Source organism: Streptomyces sp. CMB-StM0423 (assembly GCF_002847285.1).
Lineage (GTDB): Bacteria > Actinomycetota > Actinomycetes > Streptomycetales > Streptomycetaceae > Streptomyces.
This window is the reverse complement of the sequence record NZ_CP025407.1, coordinates 1,269,151-1,292,764: the sequence shown is the minus strand read 5'-3', so window position 1 is coordinate 1,292,764 and position 23,614 is coordinate 1,269,151. Positions and strand designations below refer to the sequence as shown.

At 73.6% G+C, this 23,614-nt stretch carries 23 protein-coding genes; 12 read left to right on the top strand and 11 right to left on the bottom strand.

From position 1 onward, the window contains the following. Window positions 1–38: 38 nt before the first annotated feature. On the bottom strand, window positions 39–800 hold the full coding sequence (locus tag CXR04_RS05445) for a hypothetical protein (protein ID WP_101420748.1): 762 nt from the start codon (window positions 798–800) through the stop codon (window positions 39–41). A gap of 172 nt (window positions 801–972) precedes the next feature. On the opposite strand from CXR04_RS05445, the gene gcl reads away from it, so the two are divergent. After that, window positions 973–2,751, top strand: a complete 1,779-nt coding sequence (gcl, locus tag CXR04_RS05440; RefSeq protein ID WP_101420747.1) for a glyoxylate carboligase — start codon at window positions 973–975, stop codon at window positions 2,749–2,751. A gap of 114 nt (window positions 2,752–2,865) precedes the next feature. Here gcl and CXR04_RS05435 read toward each other — a convergent pair whose 3' ends face one another. The 5 genes from CXR04_RS05435 to CXR04_RS05415 all read right to left on the bottom strand — a co-directional run bounded on the left by CXR04_RS05435 (window position 2,866) and on the right by CXR04_RS05415 (window position 7,394). Then, the gene (locus CXR04_RS05435) at window positions 2,866–3,780 is read right to left on the bottom strand and encodes a 2-hydroxy-3-oxopropionate reductase (RefSeq protein WP_101420746.1); all 915 of its coding nucleotides are present in this window, start codon (window positions 3,778–3,780) and stop codon (window positions 2,866–2,868) included. Between the two features lie 67 nt (window positions 3,781–3,847). Next, window positions 3,848–4,669, bottom strand: coding sequence for a TIM barrel protein (locus CXR04_RS05430; protein ID WP_101426207.1), 822 nt, complete (start codon window positions 4,667–4,669; stop codon window positions 3,848–3,850). A gap of 94 nt (window positions 4,670–4,763) precedes the next feature. Beyond that, window positions 4,764–5,372: a D-Ala-D-Ala dipeptidase VanX gene (vanX, locus tag CXR04_RS05425; protein ID WP_101420745.1), complete on the bottom strand. Its 609-nt coding sequence runs from the start codon at window positions 5,370–5,372 to the stop codon at window positions 4,764–4,766. Further along, window positions 5,369–6,409 (bottom strand): D-alanine--(R)-lactate ligase VanA-Sc, encoded by a 1,041-nt coding sequence (gene vanA-Sc, locus CXR04_RS05420; protein ID WP_101420744.1) that lies wholly within the window; start codon window positions 6,407–6,409, stop codon window positions 5,369–5,371. The genes vanX and vanA-Sc overlap by 4 nt, the downstream gene beginning before the upstream one ends. Further along, window positions 6,402–7,394: a D-isomer specific 2-hydroxyacid dehydrogenase family protein gene (locus CXR04_RS05415; protein ID WP_101420743.1), complete on the bottom strand. Its 993-nt coding sequence runs from the start codon at window positions 7,392–7,394 to the stop codon at window positions 6,402–6,404. The genes vanA-Sc and CXR04_RS05415 overlap by 8 nt, the downstream gene beginning before the upstream one ends. Window positions 7,395–7,626: 232 nt before the next feature. Between CXR04_RS05415 and CXR04_RS05410 the strand changes: the two genes are divergently transcribed. After that, entirely contained in the window at window positions 7,627–8,970 is a 1,344-nt protein-coding gene (locus CXR04_RS05410; protein ID WP_101426206.1) for a UDP-N-acetylmuramoyl-tripeptide--D-alanyl-D-alanine ligase, read from the top strand. Window positions 8,971–9,075: 105 nt separating this feature from the next. Here CXR04_RS05410 and CXR04_RS05405 read toward each other — a convergent pair whose 3' ends face one another. Further along, window positions 9,076–10,284 (bottom strand): lipid II:glycine glycyltransferase FemX, encoded by a 1,209-nt coding sequence (locus CXR04_RS05405; protein WP_101420742.1) that lies wholly within the window; start codon window positions 10,282–10,284, stop codon window positions 9,076–9,078. 231 nt (window positions 10,285–10,515) lie between these two features. Here CXR04_RS05405 and CXR04_RS05400 point away from each other — a divergent pair, with 231 nt between their 5' ends. The 4 genes from CXR04_RS05400 to CXR04_RS05380 all read left to right on the top strand — a co-directional run bounded on the left by CXR04_RS05400 (window position 10,516) and on the right by CXR04_RS05380 (window position 14,692). Continuing rightward, window positions 10,516–11,610 carry a sensor histidine kinase gene (locus tag CXR04_RS05400; protein ID WP_101420741.1) on the top strand — a complete coding sequence of 365 codons (1,095 nt, stop codon included), beginning with the start codon at window positions 10,516–10,518 and terminating at the stop codon, window positions 11,608–11,610. Between the two features lie 120 nt (window positions 11,611–11,730). Further along, on the top strand, window positions 11,731–12,978 hold the full coding sequence (locus tag CXR04_RS05390; protein WP_234380071.1) for a sensor histidine kinase: 1,248 nt from the start codon (window positions 11,731–11,733) through the stop codon (window positions 12,976–12,978). Between the two features lie 53 nt (window positions 12,979–13,031). Continuing rightward, window positions 13,032–14,033, top strand: coding sequence for a sensor histidine kinase (locus CXR04_RS05385; RefSeq protein WP_234380070.1), 1,002 nt, complete (start codon window positions 13,032–13,034; stop codon window positions 14,031–14,033). After that, window positions 14,030–14,692 carry a response regulator gene (locus CXR04_RS05380; protein ID WP_101420740.1) on the top strand — a complete coding sequence of 221 codons (663 nt, stop codon included), beginning with the start codon at window positions 14,030–14,032 and terminating at the stop codon, window positions 14,690–14,692. The genes CXR04_RS05385 and CXR04_RS05380 overlap by 4 nt, the downstream gene beginning before the upstream one ends. Before the next feature lie 111 nt (window positions 14,693–14,803). On the opposite strand, the gene CXR04_RS05375 is transcribed toward CXR04_RS05380, so the two are convergent. Continuing rightward, window positions 14,804–15,472: a response regulator gene (locus tag CXR04_RS05375; protein ID WP_101420739.1), complete on the bottom strand. Its 669-nt coding sequence runs from the start codon at window positions 15,470–15,472 to the stop codon at window positions 14,804–14,806. A gap of 360 nt (window positions 15,473–15,832) precedes the next feature. Next, a complete protein-coding gene (locus tag CXR04_RS05370; RefSeq protein ID WP_234380069.1) occupies window positions 15,833–16,936 on the bottom strand; it encodes an FAD-dependent monooxygenase in 1,104 nt (367 codons plus the stop codon). A gap of 139 nt (window positions 16,937–17,075) precedes the next feature. Between CXR04_RS05370 and CXR04_RS05365 the strand changes: the two genes are divergently transcribed. The 6 genes from CXR04_RS05365 to CXR04_RS05340 are packed head-to-tail and all read left to right on the top strand — an operon-like array spanning window position 17,076 to window position 21,064. Continuing rightward, complete coding sequence (locus CXR04_RS05365) at window positions 17,076–17,348, top strand: hypothetical protein (RefSeq protein ID WP_199850394.1); 273 nt, start codon at window positions 17,076–17,078, stop codon at window positions 17,346–17,348. Next, window positions 17,345–17,734 carry a helix-turn-helix domain-containing protein gene (locus tag CXR04_RS05360; RefSeq protein WP_101420736.1) on the top strand — a complete coding sequence of 130 codons (390 nt, stop codon included), beginning with the start codon at window positions 17,345–17,347 and terminating at the stop codon, window positions 17,732–17,734. Before CXR04_RS05365 ends, CXR04_RS05360 begins: the two co-directional genes overlap by 4 nt. 56 nt (window positions 17,735–17,790) lie before the next feature. After that, a complete protein-coding gene (gene uraD / locus CXR04_RS05355; RefSeq protein ID WP_101420735.1) occupies window positions 17,791–18,303 on the top strand; it encodes a 2-oxo-4-hydroxy-4-carboxy-5-ureidoimidazoline decarboxylase in 513 nt (170 codons plus the stop codon). A 2-nt stretch (window positions 18,304–18,305) separates the two neighbouring features. Then, a complete protein-coding gene (uraH, locus tag CXR04_RS05350; protein WP_101420734.1) occupies window positions 18,306–18,707 on the top strand; it encodes a hydroxyisourate hydrolase in 402 nt (133 codons plus the stop codon). 3 nt (window positions 18,708–18,710) lie between these two features. Then, a complete protein-coding gene (gene pucL / locus CXR04_RS05345) occupies window positions 18,711–19,646 on the top strand; it encodes a factor-independent urate hydroxylase (protein ID WP_101420733.1) in 936 nt (311 codons plus the stop codon). 41 nt (window positions 19,647–19,687) lie between these two features. After that, window positions 19,688–21,064, top strand: coding sequence for an 8-oxoguanine deaminase (locus CXR04_RS05340; protein ID WP_101420732.1), 1,377 nt, complete (start codon window positions 19,688–19,690; stop codon window positions 21,062–21,064). Between the two features lie 74 nt (window positions 21,065–21,138). On the opposite strand, the gene CXR04_RS05335 is transcribed toward CXR04_RS05340, so the two are convergent. Both CXR04_RS05335 and aceB read right to left on the bottom strand, forming a co-directional pair. Then, entirely contained in the window at window positions 21,139–21,918 is a 780-nt protein-coding gene (locus CXR04_RS05335) for an SIS domain-containing protein (protein ID WP_101420731.1), read from the bottom strand. 65 nt (window positions 21,919–21,983) lie between these two features. After that, window positions 21,984–23,585 (bottom strand): malate synthase A, encoded by a 1,602-nt coding sequence (gene aceB / locus CXR04_RS05330; RefSeq protein WP_101420730.1) that lies wholly within the window; start codon window positions 23,583–23,585, stop codon window positions 21,984–21,986. Window positions 23,586–23,614 lie beyond the last annotated feature (29 nt).

Here is a 23,614-nt window from a genome sequence, read left to right as displayed (position 1 = left end):
CCGCCCGCATACTTTGGTCGCCGCCCCCGACCGCCCCGTCAGCCGCGCTGGGCGGCGCCCGTGCGGATCAGCTCGTCCCCCGGGTCGTTGACCGGCTGCGGGGTGCCCGTGAGGTCCATCACGTACAGCGGGAGCCGCAGCTCGTCGGCCCGGGTACGGGCCTCGCGGGTGTAGCCGGCGAGGGAGAAGAAGACGGCGAGCGCCGAGGCGTTCAGACCGCTGAGCCACACGCACTCGACGTGCCGCAGCGCCGTGGGCGTCGTCGTCGGGTCGACGTGGGCGACCACGCCCGCGCCGCGCACGTCGATGCCGGAGGCGGGCCGGTCCTCGTTCTTCACCAGGTCCGTGAAGCCCAGCCAGCGCAGGTACTGCGCGGCGGCCGTCACCGCGTCGCCGGTGTTGCGGATGGTCACGGGGCGGAACGCGGGCCGCCGCGGCGCCGCCGCCGGCCGGGGCGGGGGTCCTGGCGGGGCCGGCGCGGGAGGCGCGGCCGCCGGTGCGGGCGGGACCGGCGGCGCCGCGGGCCGGGGGCGGGACTGCACCGGGGCCACCGGCAGCCGTACCACCGCGCCGCAGTCGCAGGCCAGTTCCGGCCGCGGCCACTCGTCGCGCCGGTCGCAGACGGGACAGCGCACCGTCACCCACGAGTCCTGCCACGTGCGGTGCTTGAGCTCCACCGGCACCCCGCCGCGCAGCAGCGGCAGCGTCAGCGGGGCGCCGCAGGCGCAGGGGAACGTGCTCGGGGTGTACGCGTGCTCGCGCCGGCAGGCCGGGCAGCGCACCGGCACGCTCTCTGGCATGGGAAGTGCTCCTGGTTCTGGGCCCCGTGGTGGGTTCCGCACTCCAGCATCCCTTACGAATCGGGCTCTTGACGCCGACTTGACCCGCTTCTAGATTGCTTCCATATAGCAAAACTCATATTCCGTAATACGGAAAAACTTAGGGAAGAAGCAGGTGCACGCGATGCCTCGTATGACAGCCGCGCGCGCGGCGGTGGAGATCCTCAAGAAGGAAGGCGTCCAGGTCGCGTTCGGCGTCCCGGGAGCGGCGATCAACCCGTTCTACGCGGCCCTCAGGGCGGCCGGCGGCATCGGCCACGTGCTCGCGCGGCACGTCGAGGGCGCCTCGCACATGGCCGAGGGCTACACCCGCGCCCGGGCGGGCAACATCGGCGTGTGCATCGGCACCTCGGGCCCCGCCGGCACCGACATGATCACCGGGCTCTACTCGGCGACCGGCGACTCGATCCCGATCCTGTGCATCACGGGACAGGCGCCGACGCCGGTGCTGCACAAGGAGGACTTCCAGGCCGTCGACATCGCGGCGATCGCCGCCCCCGTCACCAAGAAGGCCACCACCGTGCTCCAGGCCGCACAGGTGCCCGGCGTCCTCCAGCAGGCGTTCCACCTGATGCGCTCCGGCCGCCCCGGGCCCGTGCTCGTCGACCTGCCCACCGATGTCCAGCTCACCGAGATCGAGTTCGACCCGGACACGTACGAGCCGCTGCCCGTGCACCGGCCCGCCGCCACCCGGGCGCAGGCGGAGAAGGCCGTCGCGATGCTGTGCGCCGCCGAGCGGCCGCTGATCGTCGCGGGCGGCGGCGTCATCGGCGCCGACGCCTGCGCGGAGCTGGTGGAGTTCGCGGAGCTGACCGGCACCCCCGTCGTACCGACCCTGATGGGCTGGGGCGCCCTCCCCGACGACCACCCGCTCAACGCGGGCATGGTGGGGCTCCAGACCTCCCACCGCTACGGCAACGAGAACTTCCTCGCCGCCGACTTCGTCCTCGGCATCGGCAACCGCTGGGCCAACCGCCACACCGGCTACCGGCTCGACGTCTACACCGAGGGCCGCACCTTCGTCCACGTCGACGTCGAACCCACCCAGATCGGCCGGATCTTCGCCCCCGACTACGGCATCGCCTCCGACGCCGGCGCCGCGCTGCGGCAGTTCACCGAGGTCGCCCGCGAACGGCAGGCCGCCGGCCGGCTGCCGGACCGCGCCGCGTGGGCCGCGGCCACCCAGGAGCGCCGGGCGCGGCTCCAGCGCCGTACCCACTTCGACGACGTGCCGATGAAGCCGCAACGGGTCTACGAGGAGATGAACAAGGCGTTCGGCCCCGGCACCCGTTACGTCACCGCCATCGGCCTCTCCCAGATCGCCGGCGCCCAGATGCTCCACGTCTACAGGCCGCGGCACTGGATCAACTGCGGCCAGGCGGGACCCCTCGGCTGGACGGTGCCCGCCGCCCTCGGCGTCGCCACCGCCGACCCGGAGGCGCTGGTCGTCGGGCTCTCCGGGGACTACGACTTCCAGTTCCTGGTGGAGGAGCTGGCGGTGGGCGCGCAGCACCGCATCCCGTACGTGCAGGTGCTCGTCAACAACTCCTATCTCGGCCTGATCCGGCAGGCCCAGTTGGGCCTGGACATGAACTTCCAGGTCAACCTGGAGTTCGAGAACGTCAACTCGCCGGAGCTGGGCGGCTACGGCGTCGACCACGTCAAGGTCGCCGAGGGGCTGGGCTGCAAGGCGATCCGGGTCACCGAACCGGGCGAACTGGGCGCCGCGTTCGCCCAGGCGCGGAAGCTGGCGGCGGAGTACCGGGTGCCGGTCGTGGTGGAGGCGATCCTGGAGCGGATCACCAACATCTCCATGAGCACCACGGCGGACATCAGCGACGTCCGCGAGTGGGAGGACCTGGCCACCGAGCCGTGGCACGCCCCCACGTCGATCCTGCCGCTGAAGAGCTGACGGCGGCCACCCGCGAGCGGACGGCCCTCGCCCCGGACGGGGGGCGAGGGCCGTCCTCTGCCGTCTGCTGTCTGCCGTTTGCGTCTGTGCCTGCGTCTTCGTACGGGGTACGCGTCAGACCTCGCCGCCGGAGAGGCGCTCCACGCCGCGCAGCAGCGCGGAGTGGTCCAGGCCGCCGTCGCCCTGTGCGCGCAGCGCGGCGACGAGCTGGGTGACGACCGCGCCGACCGGCAGCGCGGCGCCGACGTTCCGGGCGGCGTCGGTGACGATGCCCATGTCCTTGTGGTGCAGGTCGATGCGGAAGCCCGGCCGGAAGTCGCGGCCCAGGAAGTTGTCCTTCTTGCGGGCCAGCACGGTGGAGCCGGCCAGGCCGCCGCCGAGGACGTCGAGCGCGGCCGCCAGGTCCACGCCGGACTTCTCCAGGAACACCACGGCCTCGGCGCACGCCTGGATGTTGACCGCGACGATCAACTGGTTGGCGGCCTTGACCGTCTGGCCCGCGCCGTGCGCGCCGCAGTGCACGATCGTCCGGCCCAGCGTCTCGAAGACCGGCCGGGCCCGCTCGAAGTCGGCCTGCTCGCCGCCGACCATGATGGACAGCACCGCCTCGACCGCCCCGGCCTCGCCGCCCGAGACGGGGGCGTCGAGCACCCGGATCCCGCGCTCGGCGGCGTTCTTCGCCAGGTCCACGGAGGTCTGCGGGGTGATGGAGGACATGTCGACGAGCAGCGCGCCGCTCCTGGCGTGCGCCAGGATGCCGTCCGGCCCGTACGCGACGGCCTCCACCTGCGGCGACGCGGGGACCATCGTGATGATCACCTCCGCGTCCGCGACCGCCTCGGCGATCGACCCCGCGGCCGTGCCGCCGGCCTTGGCCAGCCGGTCGAGCTTGTCCTGCTCCAGGGTGTAGCCGGTGACCGGGTAGCCCGCCGCGATCAGGTTCTCGGACATGGGCGAGCCCATGATGCCGAGGCCGATCCAGGCGATCGCGGGCAGACCGGCCCCGGGGGCCGCGGAGTTGGTGGTCATGGGGTGGTGCCTTTCTGCTCTGGCCGCAGGCGCGGGGGTACGGGACGCGCGGGCGGCGGTCGGCGGGTCAGCGGGGGAGCCAGCCGAAGGACTCGGCGCTCGGCCGGTCGCCCGGCTTGTACTCCAGGCCCACGTGCCCGTCGTACCCGGCGGCGGCGAGCCGGTCCAGCAGCGCGGCCAGCGGCAGCGTGCCGGTGCCGGGGGCGCCGCGGCCGGGGTTGTCGGCGATCTGGACGTGTCCGGTGCGGCCCGCGTGGGCGTCGATGACCTGCTCCAGTTCCGCGCCGTTCATGGACAGGTGGTAAAGGTCCATCAGGAAGCGGGCGTTGCCCAGGCCCGAGGCGGCGTCGACCTTGTCGGCCACCGCGACCGCCGCGGCCGCGTCGAGCAGCGGGTAGTGCGGGGATTCGGGCTCGTTCAGCGCCTCGATCAGCAGGACGGCGCCGGCCCGGTCGGCCGCGCGGGCGGCGAGCACCAGGTTCTCCAGCGCGAGCAGGTCCTGCTCGGCGGCGGTGACGCCCTCGACGCGGTTGCCGTAGAGGGCGTTGAGCGCGGTGCAGCCGGTGGCGGCGGCGAAGCCGGCGGCCACGTCGAGGTTCGCGCGGAACCGCTCGGACTCCGCGCCGGGTACGGAGAGCGCGCCGCGGTCGGGTCCCGGCAGCCGGCCGGCGTAGAAGTTGAGCCCGGTCAGCCGGGTGCCGGCCGAGTCCAGCGCGGTGCGCAGGGCGTCCAGCTCCGCCTGCTCCGGGACGGGCGCGCCGGGCCAGGGCCACCACAGCTCGACGGCGTCGAAGCCGGCCGCGGCGGCCGCGGCCGGGCGTTCGAGCAGCGGAAGCTCGGTGAACAGGAGGGAGAGGTTCACTGTGAAGCGCTGGTCGCCGAAGCCCATGAGGGGTCCGCGCTCCTTCCGCATCTCGGAAGTATCCTTCTGAATAACGGAAACTCTGCCGGTTCGGTGCGAGCACTGTCAAGGTGACGGCGGCCTACGCGAGGGGAAAGTCGAAGTAGGTGTCCGGGTAGGGCTCGTCGTTCAGGGTGTAGTGCCACCACTCGCACGCGTAGGAGCTGAAGCCGCACGTCTCCATGAGGGAACGGAGCTGGGCGCGGTTTCCCGCCTCGCGTTGCGTGATCCCCGGGGCGCCGTGGTGCGAGCGGGGATCCATCAAGTCGTGGTCGCCGCCCATGGGGGCGAGTTCACCGGTGCCGAGAAGGTAGAGCGTGAGGTCGACGGTGCTGCCCCGGCTGTGGCCCGACCTGGCGGCGACGTAGCCCCGCTCGAACATCTCGGCCCGCTCGATGTTCGGGTAGTGCCGTTGCTTGGTGCGTCCGTCCTCCGGCTGCTCCGACCAGCGCAGGAAGCAGTCCACGGCCCGTTGCGGGCGGTAGCCGTCCCAGAGCAGCAGGCCGAAGCCGCGGGACGCCGCCTTTTCCCGCACCCGGCCCAGGGCCGTGCCCAGGGCCCTGGTGCCGGCGATGCGGTTGACCAGGTATCCGTCCACCGGCTTCCCGGTGAAGTTGTCCCAGGTGGCGTACTTGGCGTCCCATCGCAGCCCCGGTACGAGGTCGTCGAGAAAGGCGAAATCGTCGTTCACCGTGCATGTCCCGTCAGGGCGAGCGCTATCAACCGGTCGATCACCTGGGAGAGCGGCAGTCCCGCGGCCGCCATCATCCTCGGATACCGGCTGTAGGAGGTCATGCCCGGAAGGGTGTTGACCTCGTTGAGGACCACCTCTCCCTCGTTGGTGAGGAACAGGTCGACCCGCGCCAGCCCCCTGCACCCCAAGGCGCGGTACACGGTCTTCGCCGTTTCCCGGACGAGCGCACGCGACTCCGCCGGGATATCGGCGGGCACGACGGGGGTGGAGTTCTCGGAACCGCTCTCCGGGTCCGCCTCCTGATGGATCTTGAAGAAGCCGTGCGACAGGGCGATCCGGTCCACCTCGCCCGCGATCAGATCACGATCGTTGCCCAGGATCGCGCACCCCACCTCGCTGCCGGCCACCGCCTCCTCGATCAGTACCTTCGAGTCGTACTGCCGAGCCGTCTTCACCGCACTCGGCAGCTCCGCGGGACCGGACACCTTGCTGACGCCGAAGGACGAGCCGGAACGGGCCGGTTTGACGAAGACGGGATACGTCAGCCGGCCGGGGTCGACGGCGTCGTCCGCGGTGACGGTCCAGAAACTCGGCGTGGCGACTCCCGCGCTCCTGACGACGCGGTAGGCAAGTGATTTGTCCATGCACACAGCGGAACTCTGGACGTCACAGCCGACGTAGGGGATGCCGGTGAGTTCCAGCAGGCCCTGGATCGCACCGTCCTCGCCGAGCCTGCCGTGCAGCACGGGCAGGACGACGTCCAGGCCGATCGTGCCGTAGCGTCCCTGCTCCAGTACGAGAAGTCCGCCCACGCTGCGGTCGGGTGACAGCAGCGCCGGCCGGCAATTGCCCTTCTCCCAGTCCGGGCCGGGGCCGTCGCAGAGCTTCCAGGCGCCGCTCTCCGTGATCCCGACGTAGAACGGCTGGTACTTTTCGAGATCGAGGTTCCGGGCGACCTGCTGCGCGGATTTCACGGAGACGGGGTGCTCTTCCGAGCTGCCGCCGAAGACGATGGCGACCTTCAGTCTAGCCACGCTGATTCCTGCTTTCGAAGGAAAGGCAATTGGTGAGGGAGTTTTCGACCGTGTCGCTCAGGGCGTGGTCGGTGTAGTAAGCGGTGTGCGGGCTGATGAGCACGTTCGGAAGCTCCTGGAGCCGCGGCAGCGGACCGGTCGCCACGGGTGTGTCCCGGCGGTCGGCGTAGAAGATTCCTTCCTCGCCTTCGAGGACGTCCAGCGCGGCACCGCCCAGCCTGCCGTCCTCCAGCGCGGCCAGCAGGGCCCCGGTTTCCAGCAGTGAACCCCGTCCGGTGTTGACGACGACGGCGCCGTGCTTCATCGACTTGATGCGCCGGTGGTCGAGAAGGTGGTGGGTATCCGGTGTGAGCGGGGTATGGAGCGTCACCATGTCGCTCAGCCGCAGCAGTTCGTCGAGCGGAACGTAGTCCGCGGCGGTGCCGACGCGGGTGTCGTGGGCCAGGATCCGGCAGCCGAAGCCCCGCAGCCGGTCGATGACCGCGGCGCCGATGCGTCCCGTGCCCACGACCCCGACGGTCAGATCGCGGAGTTCCCTCCCGCGCACGTCGGGCAGCCTGTAGTCGTGGGCATCCGTGCGACGGATGGTGGATTTCGCGTGCCGCACCGCCATCAGCATGAGCATCAGGGTGTAGTCGGCCACGCTGTCGGGCGAATAGGCGACGTTTTCCACGGAGATGCCGACGCTCTTCGCATACTCGACATCGATGTGGTTGCACCCGATGCTTCTGGTCGAGATGTAGGCGACGCCGGCCCGGCCGAGCGCACGAAGAGTGGAACCGGTGATGCGGGTCTTGTGGTCGACGCTGATGCACCGGTTTCCGTGGGCAAGTTCTGCGTTGGCCTCCGAGAGCGCCGCCGCGGTGAGGGTCGGCACCACGCCCAGGCGCGGCGCCAGCTCCCGGACCAGCATTTCCTCGTCGCGCCCGCAGCCGTAGAGGGTGATACCCGCCGTTGGGACGGCCGGCGGTTCGCTGTAGGTCATGCCTGCAGCAAACGGGACGCGGTGTTGCCGGGGCGTATCCTCTTTCCCATATCCCGGCGATATGTGGCCGGTTGGTGTTGGTCAGGGCGTATCGTCGGCATATCGAAATCCGCATACGCGCCCGCAACACCGTGCTTCCTTGACTGGAGGCGTGACCCACAGCGAACGAGCCTCTTCCTACCTCTATCTCTCCGGCCTCGCTCCCGCTGCCCGGCTCCCGCGCCGCGCGGGCATCGTCCCGCTCGGCCTCCGCGAGATCGCCGCGGTCGTCGGCGGGACGGTCGAGGGCGACGGTGCCGTGACGGTGACCGCCCCGGCCGTGCTCGACGGGCGGCAGGCCGAGCCGGGCGGCCTCTTCGTCGCCGTCGCCGGGGAGCGCGTCGATGGCCATGACTACGCCGGGCAGGCCGGGCGGGCCGGCGTGGTGGCCGTGCTCGGCTCCCGGCCCACGCCGCTGCCCACCGTCGTCGTCGAGGACGTCCAGGCGGCGCTGCAGCGGCTGGCCGCCCACGTCGTGGCCCGGCTGCGCCGCGGGCTGACCGTGTTCGGGCTGACCGGCTCTCAGGGCAAGACCGGCACCAAGGACCTGCTGGCCGCCGTGCTGTCGGGCACCGCGCCGACGACCGCCACGATCGGCTCGCTCAACAACGAGCTGGGGGTGCCGCTGACCATGCTGCGCGCCGACCTGGGCACCCGGTTCCTCGTCCTGGAGATGGGGGCCCGCCGCATCGGCGACATCGCCGCGCTCACCGGCCTGGTCGCGCCCGACGTCGCCGTCGTCCTCAACGTCGGCCAGGCGCACCTCGGCGAGTTCGGCTCGCGCGGGGCCATCGCCACGGCCAAGGGCGAGCTGGTGCAGGGGCTGGCGCCCGGCGGCACGGCCGTCCTCAACGCCGACGATCCGCGGGTCGTCGCGATGCGCGCGCTCACCGACGGCCCGGTGCTCACCTTCGGCCGGGCGGAGCACGCCGACGTGCGGGTGCTCGACCTGGTGCTGGACGCGTCCGGGCGGCCGTCCTTCACGCTGCGGACCGCCGACGCCTCGGCGCGCGTCGCGCTGCCGCTCGTGGGCGCCCACCAGGCGGTGAACGCGTCCGCCGCCGCGGCGGCGGGACTGGCGGCGGGAGTTCCCCTCGACGTGGCCGCGCAGGGGCTGGCCACCGCCTCGTTGTCGAAATGGCGCATGGAACTGCGCGACCTCCCCGGCGGCGTGACCCTGCTCAACGACTCGTACAACGCCAACCCCGATTCCGTCCGCGCGGCCCTGGACGCGCTCTCGGCGATCGAGGGCGGGCGCCGCATCGCCGTCCTCGGCGAGATGCTGGAGCTGGGCGAGGAGAGCCGGGCCGCGCACCGGGCCGTCGGCGCATACGCCGCCTCCCGGGCCGACCTGGTGCTCGCGGTCGGCGAGGCCGCCCGGCCGATCGCCGACGGTGCCGGGGAGCGGGCGGTGGCGCTGGCCGGCAACGCCGCCGCCGTCGACTGGCTGCGCGGCAACCTCGCCGCCGGCGACGTGGTGCTCGTCAAGGCGTCCCGCGGGGCGGGACTCGACGAGGTCGCCGCCGCACTCGCGTAGCGGGTGGGGCGAGCCGGGAGATCGGTGCCGCCCCGCCGCCGCCCTGCGGACGGCCGGGTCACGGCAGGTCGCGAGCCGGACCCGGGCCCGGGACTACCCCGGACCTCACGACCGCCCCCGCCGCCTGCGGGACTCGCGCCGCTTCAGATAGAGGTCGAAAGCGCGGTAGACCATCGGCCGCAGCGGCAGATCCCACTCGCCGACGTACCGTACGGCCTGGCCGCCGGTGCCGGCCTTGAACTGGATCAGCCCGAGGTGCGGGTCGTCGGCGTCCAGGGTCGGGGTGATGCCGCGCAGGTCGTAGACGTCGCAGCCGGCCGCCAGCGAGTCGCGGATCATCGCCCACTGGCAGGCGTTGGAGCCGCGCACGTCGCGGTGCGCCGTGGAGGAGGCGCCGTAGGCGTACACCGCGTGGGCGCCGACGCGGACCAGGACGGCGGCGGCGACCAGGTCGCCCCGGTGCCGGGCCAGATAGAGCTTGATGCGCTCGGGGTCCTCGGCGTTCAGCGCGGCGAACATGGTCTCGAAGTAGCCCGGCGGCCGCGGCGTGAAGCGGTCGCGCTCGGCGGTGTGGGCGTACAGGCCGTGGAACGCCCCGAGGTCCGCGGGGCTCTCGGGGTTCCCGCCGACCGTGACCTCGACACCCGCCTTGGCCGCCTTCTTGATGTTGCGGCGCCAGAGCTGGTTCATGCCCGCGAGCAGGTCGTCCTCGGTCCTCCCGGCCAGCGGGATCTCGAACTTGAACTGCGGATGCCCGGTTCCGAACCCGTCCTCGGGGCTCTGCGGCAGCCAGCCGGCGTCCCGAAGCCGGCCGGCGACGCGGGTGCCGACCGGGTCGGCCCAGTGCCCGGACACGTCGGTGAGGCGCTTGACGCCCGGGTCGGCGATGCCCTCCTTGACCTGGCCCGCGTGCCAGGTGGCGGTACGCACCGGAGGGCCGAGCCGGATCGCGAACGCGCCGTCCGCCTTGAGCCGGGCGGCCAGCGGGTCGAGCCACGCGCCGATCTCGCCGGTCCAGTCGACGGCCGGGCCCTCGGGCAGGTAGGCCAGCGTGAAGCGGTCGAGCCGCGGCACCGGGCGGTGCAGGACGAGCCCGGCGCCGACCAGCTCCCGGCCGTCGTACCAGCCGAGGGACTCGCTGCGCCACTCGGTCTTGACGCGGCCCCACGCCGGGGTCTGCAGGAAGCTGACCGACCGCTGCCGCCGTACGAACGCCAGGTGCTCGGCGGCGGTGATCGGCCGGACGGTCAGGCTCGGGCCCGGGACTCCCGGCCCTTGTCGGTGCGCGGTTCGGCCCGGCTCACTGGAGGACATGCGGCCAGCCAAGACGGCCCGGTGTTGTCCGCACGTATGGGGTTTTCGATACGCCGACGACATGCTCCGGCAGGTAGGGTCACCGGCCCTCGTCCGGATGCGGGCGGTTTTCGATATCTGGACGATATGCCCCGACTCCTAGCATGAGTGCCATGCACGTTGTGACAGGCGAGGGCCGGCCCGGTCCGGCCGCCGGTGCGGCGCCCGGCACCGGACGGGAGAGGCGCGGCCGTGAATAGGCGGTCGGGGCTGAGCGTTCGCGTCAAGCTCACCCTCAGCTACGCCGGATTCCTCATGCTCGCGGGTGCCCTGCTGCTCGCCGCCATAGGACTGTTCCTCGTGCGGGAGGGGTGGCTGCAGACCAACCCGGAGGGGGCATGGAGGGCGACCCCCGGCACCACCTTCGTACGCGGGTTCGCCCCCACCGCCGCCGCGGTCATGCTGTTCCTCCTGGGGTTCGGCCTCCTGGGCGGATGGATCCTCGCCGGCCGCATGCTCGCCCCGCTGACGCGCATCACCGACGCCACCCGCATGGCCACGAACGGCTCGCTCTCCCACCGGATCCGGCTGCCGGGCCGCAGGGACGAGTTCCGCGAACTCGCCGACGCCTTCGACACGATGCTCGCCCGGCTCGAAGCCCACGTCGCCGAGCAGCGGAGATTCGCGGCCAACGCCTCACACGAGCTGCGTACGCCGCTCGCGATCTCGAAGTCGCTCCTCGACGTGGCCCACAACGATCCGACGCACGAGCCCGGCAAGCTCGTCGACCGGCTGCGCACCGTCAACGCCCGCGCGATCGACCTCACCGAGGCGCTGCTCCTGCTCAGCCGTGCCGAACAGCGGTCCTTCACCCGGGAGCGCGTCGACCTGTCCCTGCTCGCGGAAGAGGCCACCGAGGTGCTGCTCCCGCTCGCCGAGAAGCGCGGTGTCACCATCGAGACCTCCGGCGACATCACACCGGCGCTCGGGTCGCCGGCGCTCCTGCTGCAGTTGACCACGAACCTCGTGCACAACGCGATCGTCCACAACGTGCCGGAACGGGGAGTCGTCCGGGTGCGTACCCGCGTCCACCACACCGGTGCGGTGCTCACCGTCGAGAACACCGGCGAGCACGTCCCCCCCGAGCTGGTCCCGACGCTCACCGAGCCGTTCCAGCGCGGCACCGAGCGCGTCCACAGCGACCGCGCCGGCGTCGGCCTCGGCCTGGCCATCGTCGAAACCCTCACCCACGCGCACGACGGAACGCTCACCCTCACCCCGCGCCCCGCCGGCGGGCTCCGCGTCACCGTGGAACTGCCGCCGGCAGCCCCGCACTCCCGCACCTGACGAACCGGGAGTTTCCGGTGCCCCGGGATGTCACCGACCGTGCTGCTTCGCCTATCGTGCGTGAGGATGACCTACTCGGGAAGGAGGCGCATGGCACCCCGTGCCCTCTATGGTCCTCCCGTGCAGAGCGACGGAAGCGACGGAGGCACAGCCCGGCACCACCGACCGCGGCGGCGCGGCCGGGTGGTGCCGCTGGACCTGCTCGCCGCCGCCGGCTTCGCGGGCCTGGCGGTGCTCACCGCGCTCGCGCCGCTGCCCGTACGCTCGCACCCGCCCGGCTGGCTCGTCGCCGCCGTCGCCGCGGCCACCGCCGTCGCGCCCGCGCTGCGCCGCTTATACCCGCTGCCCGCCTGCTGCGCGAGCCTCGCCACCGCGGTGGCGGCGTGGCCGCTGGGCTGGGGCGCCGCGGGGTTCGCCGCCGTCGCGTACACGCTCTACCCGGTGGCGCTCACCCAGCCGCGCCGCGACGTGGACGCCCGCGTCGTGGCCGCCGTGCTCGCCGGCGGGCCGCTCTGCCTGGCCGCCGCCGGGCTGTTCGGCGACGTACCCGTGCACCCCCAGACGCTCGGCTTCGCCGTGCTGCTCCCTGCCACCGCCTGGGTCGCCGGGCGGGTGGTACGGGACCGGCGGCTGGCCGCGGCCCGGGCCGCGGAGGAGCTGGCGCTGCGCGCCGTCGCCGGCGAACGGCTGCGCGTGGCCCGCGAGCTGCACGACGTCGTGACGCACAGCATCGGGCTCATCGCCGTCAAGGCGTCGGTGGCCAACCACGTGGCCGCCGAACGGCCCGCCGAGGTCGTCGAGTCGCTGCGGGCCATCGAGTCCATCAGCCGCGAGGCGCTGGCCGAACTCCGCAGCATGCTGCGGGTGCTGCGCGTCGACACCGGTGCCCCCACCGGCCCCTGCTCTGGCCCGCCCGACCTCGACCCGCGCAACCTGGACCCGACGCCGGGCGTCGCGGGACTCGGCGCGCTCGCCGACCGGGTGCGCGCCGCGGGCGTCGCGGTGGAGCTGACGACCAGCGGACTCGACGACGTGCCCGCGGGCGTGGGCCTGTCGGTCTACCGCATCGCGCAGGAGTCGCTGACCAACGTGGTCAAGCACGCCGGGGTGGCGACCTGCCGCGTCGACGTCGAGGCCGACGGCAAGGACGTACGGATCGAGGTGACCGACGACGGCCGCGCCGCACACGACCGGGAGGCGTGGCCCGACGGCGGCCACGGGCTCGTCGGCATGCGCGAGCGCGCCGCCATGTACGGCGGCGTGCTCGACGCGGGTCCGGCGGCCGCCGGCGGCTACCGGGTGGTGGCCCGGCTGCCGTACGAGCCGGCGCCGGGAAGCGGAGTCCGGTCGGGCGTGCCGGGACCCTGAGCCCGGGGCACGGTGACACGCACAGGCAGCGGGGGGGAAGCGATGGTGACACGGTGGAGACCCATGCCGTGGTGAAGGAGCGCCCCGAGCGGGGCGTCCAGGCCGCGTTGCGGTTACTCGCCGCACGGATACGCGACGACGTGCGGCCGGCGGAGGCGGTCACGCTGGCCTGCGAGCTGGCGGTCGCCCACCTCGGCGTCGCAGGCGCCGCCCTGCGCACGCTGCGCCGCGGCGCAGCGGCCGGCTGCCGGGCCCGGGCCGGCGAGCCCGCGGCCCCCGCGGTGCGCCGGCCGCTGGTCCACCAGGGCGAGGTCTACGGGGTGTTCAGCTTCTACGCGCCGCCGCGCGGCTGCGGCCTCGATACGTACGTGGACCAACTGGCCCCGATGGTCGCCGCGCTGGTGCTGCGCGAGGAGCTGCGCCGCCGCGGCGACCAGGTCGTCGCCGCCCGCGAGGCCGAGCGGCACCGGCTCCGCCGCGACCTGCACGACGGCCTCGGCGGCAACCTCGCCAGCATCCGGCTGCGCCTGGAGACCGCGGCCGACCTGCTCGTGCACGAGCCCCGGGGCCGCCGCCTCGTCGCCGACGCCGCCCGCACCGCCGCCGGCATCAACGCCGAGATCCGCTCGGTCATCGACGACCTGCGGCCCCCCGACCTGGCCGAGGCGGGGCTCGCCGGCGCGCTCGTCCGGCTCGCCGCCCGCCACGACGGCAGCGGCACGGAGGTACGGGCCCGGGTGCCGCGGCGGCTGCGCGCGCTGCACCCGGCGGTGGAGGTGGCCGCGTACCGGATCGCCGCCGAGGGGCTGACCAACGCGCTGCGGCACGCCGCGGCCCGTACCGTCCAGCTCGGGGTCTGGACGTCGGCCACGGCGCTGCGCCTGGACATCGCGGACGACGGCCAGGGCCGCCCGCCGCGGCGCCCGCTGGGCCTGGGCATCGCGTCGATGGCGCGGCGCGCGGAGGAGGTGGGCGGCACGCTGCGGATACTGCCGCGGACGGACCTGCCGCACGGGACGCTGGTGCGCGCGCTGCTGCCGGGAGGGACGGTATGACCGCGGTGCGGGTGTACGTCGTGGACGACCACCCGGTGTTCAGGGACGGGGTGCGGGTGGCGCTGGAGAACGTGCCGGACCTGGAGATCGCGGGCGAGTCGGGGGCGGGCGAGGACGCGCTGACGGCGCTGGCGGAGCCGGACGCGCGGGTGGACGTGGTGCTGATGGACCTCCATCTGCCGGGCTGTTCTGGGGTGGAGGCGACGCGGCAGCTCAACTCCCCGCGCCGCGGAGGTCCTTCGCCGCGGGTGCTGGTGATGTCGGCGTCGGTGGAGGACGACGCGGTGGTGGCGGCGCTGCGTGCGGGCGCGTACGGGTACCTCGACAAGGCGGCGTCGCGGGCGGAGCTGCTGGGGGCGGTGCGGTGTGTGGCGGCGGGCGGCGCGGTCTTCAGCCCGGCGGTGGCGGAGCGGCTGAGCCGGTACTTCTCGGCGCTGCACACGGTGCCGGCGGGGCGGGCGTTCCCGCAGTTGACGCAGCGGGAGCGGGAGGTGCTGGACCTGATCGCGCGCAGCTACAACAACCGGCGGATCGCGCGGGAGCTGGTGCTGTCGGAGAAGACGGTGCGCAACCACATCTCGAACATCTTCACGAAGCTGGGCGTCCAGGACCGGATAGCGGCGATGCTGCGGGCGCGGGAGGCGGGGTTGGGGGAGTGACCCTGCGGAGTGACCTGCGGTCGGCGGCGGGTGGGAGGGGTTTCGTGGGAGTCCAGGACCGGATCGCGGTGACGTTGCGGGCGCGGGAGGCGGGGTTGGGGGAGTAATCGGTTACCGGCGGGAGGGGGTTACCAGGCCGGTTTCGTAGGCGGTGATGACCAGTTGGATGCGGTCGCGGGCGTCCAGCTTCGTCAGGAGGTGGCTCACGTGGGACTTCACCGTCGGCAGGCTCAGCCCCAGCCGGTCCGCGATCTCCCCGTTCGCCAGCCCGCGCGCCACCAGCACCAGCACCTCCTGCTCCCGCACCGTCACCCGCGTCAGATCCCGCGGTAGGTCCGGCAGCGGCTCCGGCAGCCGGCTGAAGTGGCGGATCAGGCGCTGCGTCACCGACGGCGCCAGCAGCGCCTGCCCCCGGGCCACGACCCGGATCGCGCGCAGCAGTTCCGCCGGCGGGGTGTCCTTGAGCAGGAAGCCGCTCGCGCCCGCGCGCAGCGCCCCGTACACGTACTCGTCGAGGTCGAACATCGTCAGGATCAGCACCCGCACCCCGGCCGTCGCGGACGAGCCGCAGATCTGCCGCGTCGCCTCGATGCCGTCGACCCCCGGCATCCGTACGTCCATCAGCACCACGTCCGGCAGCTCCGCCGCCGCCAGTCCCACCGCCTCCGCCCCGGTCGCCGCCTCGCCCACCACGCTGAGCCCGGGCGCCGTCTCGACCAGCACCCGGAAGCTCCCGCGCAGCAGCGCCTGGTCGTCGGCGACCACGACTCGGATCGACATGTGTACACGCCCCGTCCCCGGCCCCCTGCGGGCGTGACGATACCCGGCGGTGCGTCACCGCTTCGTCACGGGGGGTGCAACTCCGGTCGGCGGCGGGCCCCTTCCCCCGCCACGCGAAACGGGGGAAGGGACCCTGACGGCCCGCGAGTTCCGCGGGGCCGCGCGCCGTCTCGGACCGGCGTGCGGGCCCGCGCGACATGGCCGGGGGCGGGCGGGGGAGCCGGTGCGAGGCCCAGTCGCACCGCTTGCCGTGCCCGCCGCCTGCCGGCCGCTCGCGGCCGTGCGGCCCGGTGCCGACCGCCGGGCCGTCCTTCCCGGCGCCCCGCCCCCAAGACGGGGCGCCGGAGTTCTCGTCCGCCGTCAGTCCGGCAGGTGTTCCTCGATGTCGTAGACCTGCGCCCAGGCGACGTCCGGTACGGCGGCGGGGCGGAAGGCGTTGGCGCGCGAGCCGAGCTGCACCCGGGCGGTGTGCGGCAGCCGCAGCGCCTCGTACCGGCGCAGCGCCTGCGCCGGCGTGGGGGCCGTGGCCAGGTGGTGGGCGAGGGCCACGGCGTCCTCCAGGCACTGGCTGACACCCTGCCCGTGGTACGGCAGCATCGGGTGCGCGGCGTCGCCGAGGAGCGTGACGCGGCCGCTGCCCCACCGCCTGAGCGGGGCGTGGTCGTACGGCGTCCACGACCGGATGCCGCCCGCCGCGGCCGTGATCGCCTTGACGTCCGGCGCCCAGCCGCCGAAGTCCGCCGCCAGCGCGGCGGGTTGGCCGCGTACCGGGTGCTGTCCTGCGGTCCGGCTCCGGAACGGCACCACGGCGACGAAGCCGATCTGCTCGCCCTCCGACACCGGCGCGGCCACCATGCGGGCCTCCGGGCCGAGCCACACCGTGATCCGGTCGCGGGCAAGCCCCGGCACCTCGCCGGCCTGGAGCGCACCGCTGTAGGCGGTGGTGCCGTGGTAGACGCGCCGGGGCGTGCCGATCAGCCGGGAGCGCACCAGCGAGCGCACGCCGTCGGCGCCCACCAGCACGTCGGCCGTCGCGCTGCCCCCGTCCGCGAACTCCAGCTCCACGCCGTCCGCCGTTTCCCTGAAGCCGGACAGCCGGCGGCCCAGCCGGATGCGCTCCTGCGGCAGCCGGGCGAGGAGCAGGTCGTACAACTCGTCGGTGAGCAGGGTGCAGTACGGAGCCGCGAAGGCGCCCGGGCCCATGCCGCCGAGCGGCTGCCGCCAGGTCAGCGAGCCGTCGCTCCACTCGCGGAACTCCAGCGCGACCGGCTGTACGGCGAGCGCGAGCAACTGCGTGCCCAGGCCCCAGCGCTGGAGGACGCGGGTGCCGTTGGGCGCGAGGTGCAGTGCCGTCTCGTCCTCCGGCAGCCGGGGCCGCTGTTCGTAGACGGCGACCTCCAGGCCCTGCCGGACGAGCGCCGCCGCGGCGGCGAGCCCGCCGAGCCCGGCGCCTGCGACAGCCACCCGCAGGTTCCTTGTCATGGGTTACCTCCCGGAATCACGCGGCTACGCTAGGCAACCCGCTGTCCCGGGCACCTGGGAGCGGCGCCCCGCCGCCGCCCGGCCGCCGCCGGAGCCGTGACCGGGCACGTATGCTGCTCGGATGCGACTCAGGGTGGAGTTCACGACCGAGCCGTTCGACCTGGAGGAGCCGCCGCCGCACGCGGTGGCGGCCCGGGATCTGGTGGAGTCGGCGGATCTCGACGCCGTCGACGTCGGCCCGTTCGGCAACAGCGCGGAGGGTGGCGCGGAGGTCGTGCTCGACGCGGTGGACGAACTGCTGCGCAGGTCGCTGGCGTCCGGCGCCACCCGGATCTCGCTGCAGGTGAGCGTCGTCGGGGGCACGCTGGAGGAGCCGGGGAAGGCCGGCGCATGACGGTGCCCGCGGACCACCCGTTCGTCGCCGCGGTCAAGCCGCTGGTCGACGCGATGGGCGGGGAGATGGTCCCGCCGGAGGCGGCGGAGGGCGACGACGTCGTGCTGTCCTGGGAGGGCCGGCCGACGGTGGCGGTGCGGCTGCCCCATCTGGCGGACTCGCTCGACCACATGCTCGCGGAGCTGGAGCGCCGCCACGGAGTGCCGCTCGCACGGCTCGACCGCAAGGCGAAGCAGCAGGTCGTACGGGTGCTGGAGACCCGCGGCGCGTTCTCCGTACGGCACGGGGTGGAGACGGTGGCCGGCGCGCTGGGCGTCAGCAGGTTCACCATCTACAACTACCTGAACAGGGAAGCCGCGCAGGGCCCGCCGCCGGGGGACGGCTGACCCGGAAAATTCAACAAACTGTTGACGCAAGGCGCCGGGGCTCATAGCTTGCGGCTGTGACTTCGCGCGTTCCGCCGGGCCTCGCCCGGCTCAACTCCGCCGGTGAGCAGGCCGTTGCCGCGCTGCTGCACGAGGTGTGCGCCGCGGGCCCCTGGATGGCGGCCGTGGCCGCGGGCCGCCCCTACCGGGACCCCGCGCACCTGTACGCCGCCGCCGAGGCGGCGCTCGCCGCACTCGACGACGCCGGGCTGGCCGAGGCGATGGCCGGGCATCCGCCCATCGGCAGGCCGGCGCCGGGCGACCCGGTGTCGGCGCGCGAGCAGCGGGGCGTGGCGGGGGCGCCGGAGGAGCTGCGGGCGGAGCTGCGGGAGCTGAACCTCGCGTACCAGGAGCGGTTCGGGCACGTCTTCCTGATCTGCGCGACCGGCCTCGGCGCCGTGCGGATGCGCGACGCGCTGCGCGCGCGCCTCGGCAACGCGCCGGAGCGGGAGCGGGAGATCGCGCGCGGCGAGCTGGGCAAGATCAACCGTATCCGGCTGACCCGCCTCGTCGAAGCAGAAGGAGCCTGACCATGAGTGTCGGCGCCACGTCCGTCTCCACGCACATCCTGGACACCAGCGTCGGCCGCCCCGCGGCCGGGGTCGCCGTCGAACTCTCCGTCACAACCGGCGGTACGGGCGACGGGGACGCCGGCGGCTGGACCGCCCACGCCGCCTCCGCCACCGACGCCGACGGCCGCGTCCGGGACCTCCCGGCGCTGCCGGCGGGCACCACCCGCGTACGGCTGGTCTTCGCCACCGGCCCGTACCTCAGCGAACCAGCAGCCGAGGACCGGCAGGACGCCCCCGCGCACCGGGACAGCGGCGCCTTCTTCCCGGAGGTGGCGGTGGTCTTCGCCGTTGCCCCCGGCGAGCACTACCACGTGCCGCTGCTGCTCACCCCGTTCGGCTACTCCGTATACCGAGGGAGCTAGCAGATGGCAGACCGCCCCCAGCCCGCGCGCGCCGCGGTGCTCGGCCGCAACCAGTACGGCAAGGCCGAGACCCGCGTCGTCAAGGTCACCCGCGACGGCGACACCCACCATGTCCGCGACCTCAACGTCTCGGTCGCGCTGGCCGGCGACATGGACGAGGTCCACTACTCCGGCACCAACACCCACGTGCTCCCCACCGACACCACCAAGAACACCGTCTACGCCTTCGCCAAGCGCCACGGCATCGAGTCCCCCGAGGCGTTCGCGATCCACCTCGCCCGGCACTTCACCGGCACCCAGGAGGCGATCCACCGCGCCCGCATCCGCGTCGAGGAGTACGCCTGGGAGCGGATCGACGCCCCCAGCCGGCACTCCTTCGTACGCGGCGGCCGGGAGACCCGCGTCGCCCAGGTGACCTACGACGGCGAGCGCTTCGAAGTCCTCGGCGGGCTCAAGGACCTGGTGGTCATGAACACCACGGCCTCGGAGTTCTGGGGCTACGCCAAGGACGCGTACACGACGCTCCAGGAGGACTACGACCGCATCCTCGCCACCGAGGTCTCCGCCTGGTGGCGGCACGGCTGGACCGGCGCCGCCGATGCCGCCGGCACCGAGCCGCCGGTGTGGGACGAGTCGTACGAGCAGACCGCGAGGCACCTCCTGGCCGCCTTCGCCGGCACCTACTCGCTCTCGCTCCAGCAGAGCCTGTACGCCATGGGCGCGCGGGTCGTCGAACACCGCCCGGAGATCGAGGAGATCCGCTTCTCCCTGCCCAACAAGCACCACTTCCGGGTCGACCTGGAGCCCTTCGGGCTGAAGAACGACGCCGGGGACGGCGCCGTCTACTTCGCCGCCGACCGCCCGTACGGTCTGATCGAGGCGACCGTCCTGCGCGCCGGCGCGGACGCCCGGATCCCCGACGACATGACCAACCTCTGACCGCCGGCCACCCGCCGCCGGTGAAGGAAGCCGAGGAACCCATGGCAGCACGCCGCACCGTCGTCGAGAACTGCGCGATCGCCACCGTGGACGCGGCGGGCACGGAGTACGCCTCCGGGTACGTCGTCGTCGCGGACAACCGGATCGAGTCGGTGGGCGCGGGCCCGGCGCCGGCCGGGCTCGCCGGCGTCACGCGCCGGATCGACGCCGCCGGGCACCTGGCCACGCCCGGACTCGTCAACACCCACCACCACTTCTACCAGTGGCTCACCCGCGGACTCGCCCAGGACGCCAACCTCTTCGACTGGCTCGTCGCCCTCTACCCCACCTGGGCGCGCATCGACGAGCCGATGTGCCACGCGGCGGCGCAGGGGTCGCTGGCGGTGCTCGCGCGCGGCGGCGTGACCACGGCGATGGACCACCACTACGTCTACCCGCGCGGCGCGGGCGACCTCTCCGGCGCGATCATCCGCGCCGCGGGCGAGACGGGCCTGCGCTTCACCTTCGCCCGCGGCTCGATGGACCTCGGCGAGTCGTCCGGCGGCCTGCCGCCGGACTTCGCGGTCGAGACCCTGGACGGCGCGCTGGCGGGCACGGAGGCGGTCATCGACGCGTACCACGACGCGTCGTACGACGCGATGGTGCAGGTCGCGGCGGCGCCGTGCTCGCCGTTCTCCATCTCCACGGAACTGCTGCGCGAGGGCGCGGAACTGGGCCGCCGCAAGGGGGTACGGCTGCACACGCACGGCAGCGAGACGGTGGAGGAGGAGAAGTTCTGCCACGAGCGGTTCGGGATGGGCCCGACGGCCTACTTCGAGTCCACGGGGTGGCTGGGCGACGACGTGTGGATGGCCCACTGCGTCCACATGACCGACGCCGACATCGCCGCCTTCGCCCGTACGCGCACGGGCGTCGCCCACTGCCCCTCGTCCAACGCCCGCCTGGCGGCGGGCATCGCCCGGGTCCCGGACATGCTGGCGGCGGGCATCCCGGTGGGCCTGGGGGTGGACGGCAGCGCGTCGAACGAGTCCGGCGAACTCCACACGGAGCTGCGCAACGCGCTGCTGATCAACAGGCTGGGCGCACACCGGGAGAAGGCCCTGACGGCCCGCCAGGCTCTGCGCCTGGCCACGTACGGCGGCGCCGAAGTCCTGGGCCGAGCAGACGCGATCGGCTCGCTGGAGCCCGGCAAGCTGGCGGACCTGGTGCTGTGGAAACTCGACGGCCTGGCCCACGCGTCGATCGCGGACCCGGTGGCGGCCCTGGTCCTGGGCGCGCCCGCGCCGGTGACGCTGTCGCTGGTCGACGGAAAGCCGGTGGTGGAGGGGGGCCGCCTGGTGACGGTCGACGAGGAGGCGGTGGCGGGGACGACGGGGAAAGAGGCGAGGAGGCTGGCCCGGCTGGCGAGGGGCGTCTGAGGGGAACCACGGACTCCCGGCCGGGGGGACGGCCCCGGCCGGGACCGGCGGCGGGGGCCCGCCCCCGCCCACCGCTACAGCTCCGGGATGCGGTCTCCGTAGTGGGTGAGGTTGCGGCGGTTCGCCTCGTCGCCGCCCGGGACGTTCGCGCTCACCCACCGCGGCAGCTCCACCCCCCGCTCCGCCGCCCGCTCGTCCAGCTCCGCCAGCAGCAGCGCCCACGTGTACGCCCCCAGCACCGTCGACACCGCCGCCGTGCGCGGCGACTCCTGCGGGTGCACCACGTCGCCCGGCGGCACCCGCGTGTCCAGCACCACCGTCGCGTGGTCCGCCAGTCGCGTGCTCGACCGCGCCGTCGCGCTCGCCGACGCCGGCATCGACGTCACCGCCACCACCGGCACTCCCCGCGCCATGCACTCCTGCGCGATCTCCACCGGATACGGGTTCCGGCCGCTGGTGGAGAAGACCACCACCACGTCCTGCGGACCCGGCTGCACCCGCTCCACCGTCGCCCGCCCCGAACCCGGCCGCCGCTCCGCGGCGGTGCTCGCCGTCGCGCCGTTCAGCGGCAGGATCTCCGGGTCCCACACGGGCCGTACGCAGGCCAGCCCGCCCGCCCGGTAGAACGTCTCGCAGACCATCGCCAGCGAGTGCCCGGCCCCGGCCGCGTACACCAGGCCGCCCGCGGCGACGGCGTCCAGGATCAGCGTGGCGGCGTCCGCGACCGCCGTCCCCGAGGTCCGGTCGAGGTCGTCGAGCAGGCCGCGGAAGCGGCCGGCGACGGCGGCGCGGGCGGCGGCGGAGGCACCGCCGGGGCCGGGGGAGTCGGGGGAGTCGTGTGTCTCGTCGGTCATGGCAGCATGCGACCACGTACCGCCCCCGCTCCGCCAGAGGGGACCCGGCCGTCGCCCGGCCCGCGTCAGTCCAGCAGTTCGTACGCCGGCAGCGTCAGGAAGTCCGCGTAGTCCGCGTCCAGCGACACCTGCAGCAGCAGGTCGTGCGCCTGCTGCCACCGCCCCGCCGCGAACGCCTCCGCCCCCAGCTCCGCGCGGATGCCCGCGAGTTCGTCCGCCGCGATCCGCCGCACCATCTCCTCCGTCACCGCCCGGCCGTCGTCGAAGACGACGCCCGCGTTGATCCACTGCCAGATCTGCGACCGCGAGATCTCCGCGGTGGCGGCGTCCTCCATGAGGTTGAAGATGGCCACGGCGCCCATGCCCCGCAGCCACGCCTCGATGTAACGGATGCCCACCTGCACGGCGTTGACAAGACCCGGGTACGTCGGCCGCGCGTCCAGGGAGTCGACGGCGATCAGGTCGGCGGCGGCCACGGAGACGTCCTCGCGCAGCCGGTCCTTCTGGTGCGGCCGCTCCCCGAGCACCGCGTCGAACGACTCCATGGCGATGGGCACCAGGTCCGGGTGCGCGACCCAGGAGCCGTCGAAGCCGTCGTGCGCCTCGCGGTCCTTGTCCGCCTTGACCTTCTCGAACGCCACCTTGTTGACCTCGGGGTCCCGCCGGGAGGGGATGAAGGCGGCCATGCCGCCGATGGCGTGGGCGCCGCGCTTGTGGCAGGTGCGGACGAGGAGTTCGGTGTACGCGCGCATGAACGGGGCCGTCATCGTGACCGCGTTGCGGTCGGGGAGCACGAACTTCGCGCCGCCGTCGCGGAAGTTCTTCACGATCGAGAAGAGGTAGTCCCAGCGGCCGGCGTTGAGGCCGGAGGCGTGGTCGCGCAGCTCGTAGAGGATCTCCTCCATCTCGTACGCCGCGGTGATGGTCTCGATCAGGACGGTGGCCCGCACGGTGCCCTGCGGGATGCCGCAGTAGTCCTGGGCGAAGACGAACACCTCGTTCCACAGGCGCGCTTCGAGGTGCGACTCGGTCTTCGGCAGGTAGAAGTACGGGCCCTTGCCGAGGTCGAGCAGCCGCCGGGCGTTGTGGAAGAAGTAGAGCCCGAAGTCGACCAGCGCGCCGGGCACGGGGCGGCCGTCGACGGTCAGGTGGCGCTCGTCCAGGTGCCAGCCGCGGGGCCGGGTGACGACGGTCGCCAGCTCCGCGGCGGGCCTGAGGGCGTAGGACTTGCCGGAGGCGGGGTCGGTGAAGTCGATGCGGCGCTCGTAGGCGTCGGTGAGGTTGGCCTGGCCGCCGATGACGTTCTCCCACGTGGGCGCGGAGGCGTCCTCGAAGTCGGCGAGCCACACCCTGGCGCCGGAGTTGAGGGCGTTGATCGTCATCTTGCGGTCGGTGGGGCCGGTGATCTCCACCCGGCGGTCCGCCAGCGCGGCCGGGGCGGGGGCGACGCGCCAGGTGCGGTCGGCGCGGACGGCCGCGGTCCCGGGGAGGAAGTCGAGGGCGGCGGTGCGCGCGATGCCGGCGCGGCGCTCGGCGCGGCGGACGAGGAGTTCGTCGCGGCGGGGGGTGAACCGGCGGTGGAGTTCGCCGAGGAAGGCGAGGGCGGCGCCGGTGAGGACCTCGTCCTGGCGGGGCGCGGGCTCGGCGGCGGCGACGACTGCGGACATGGCGGTCACTCCTTGGCGGCACGGGGTGC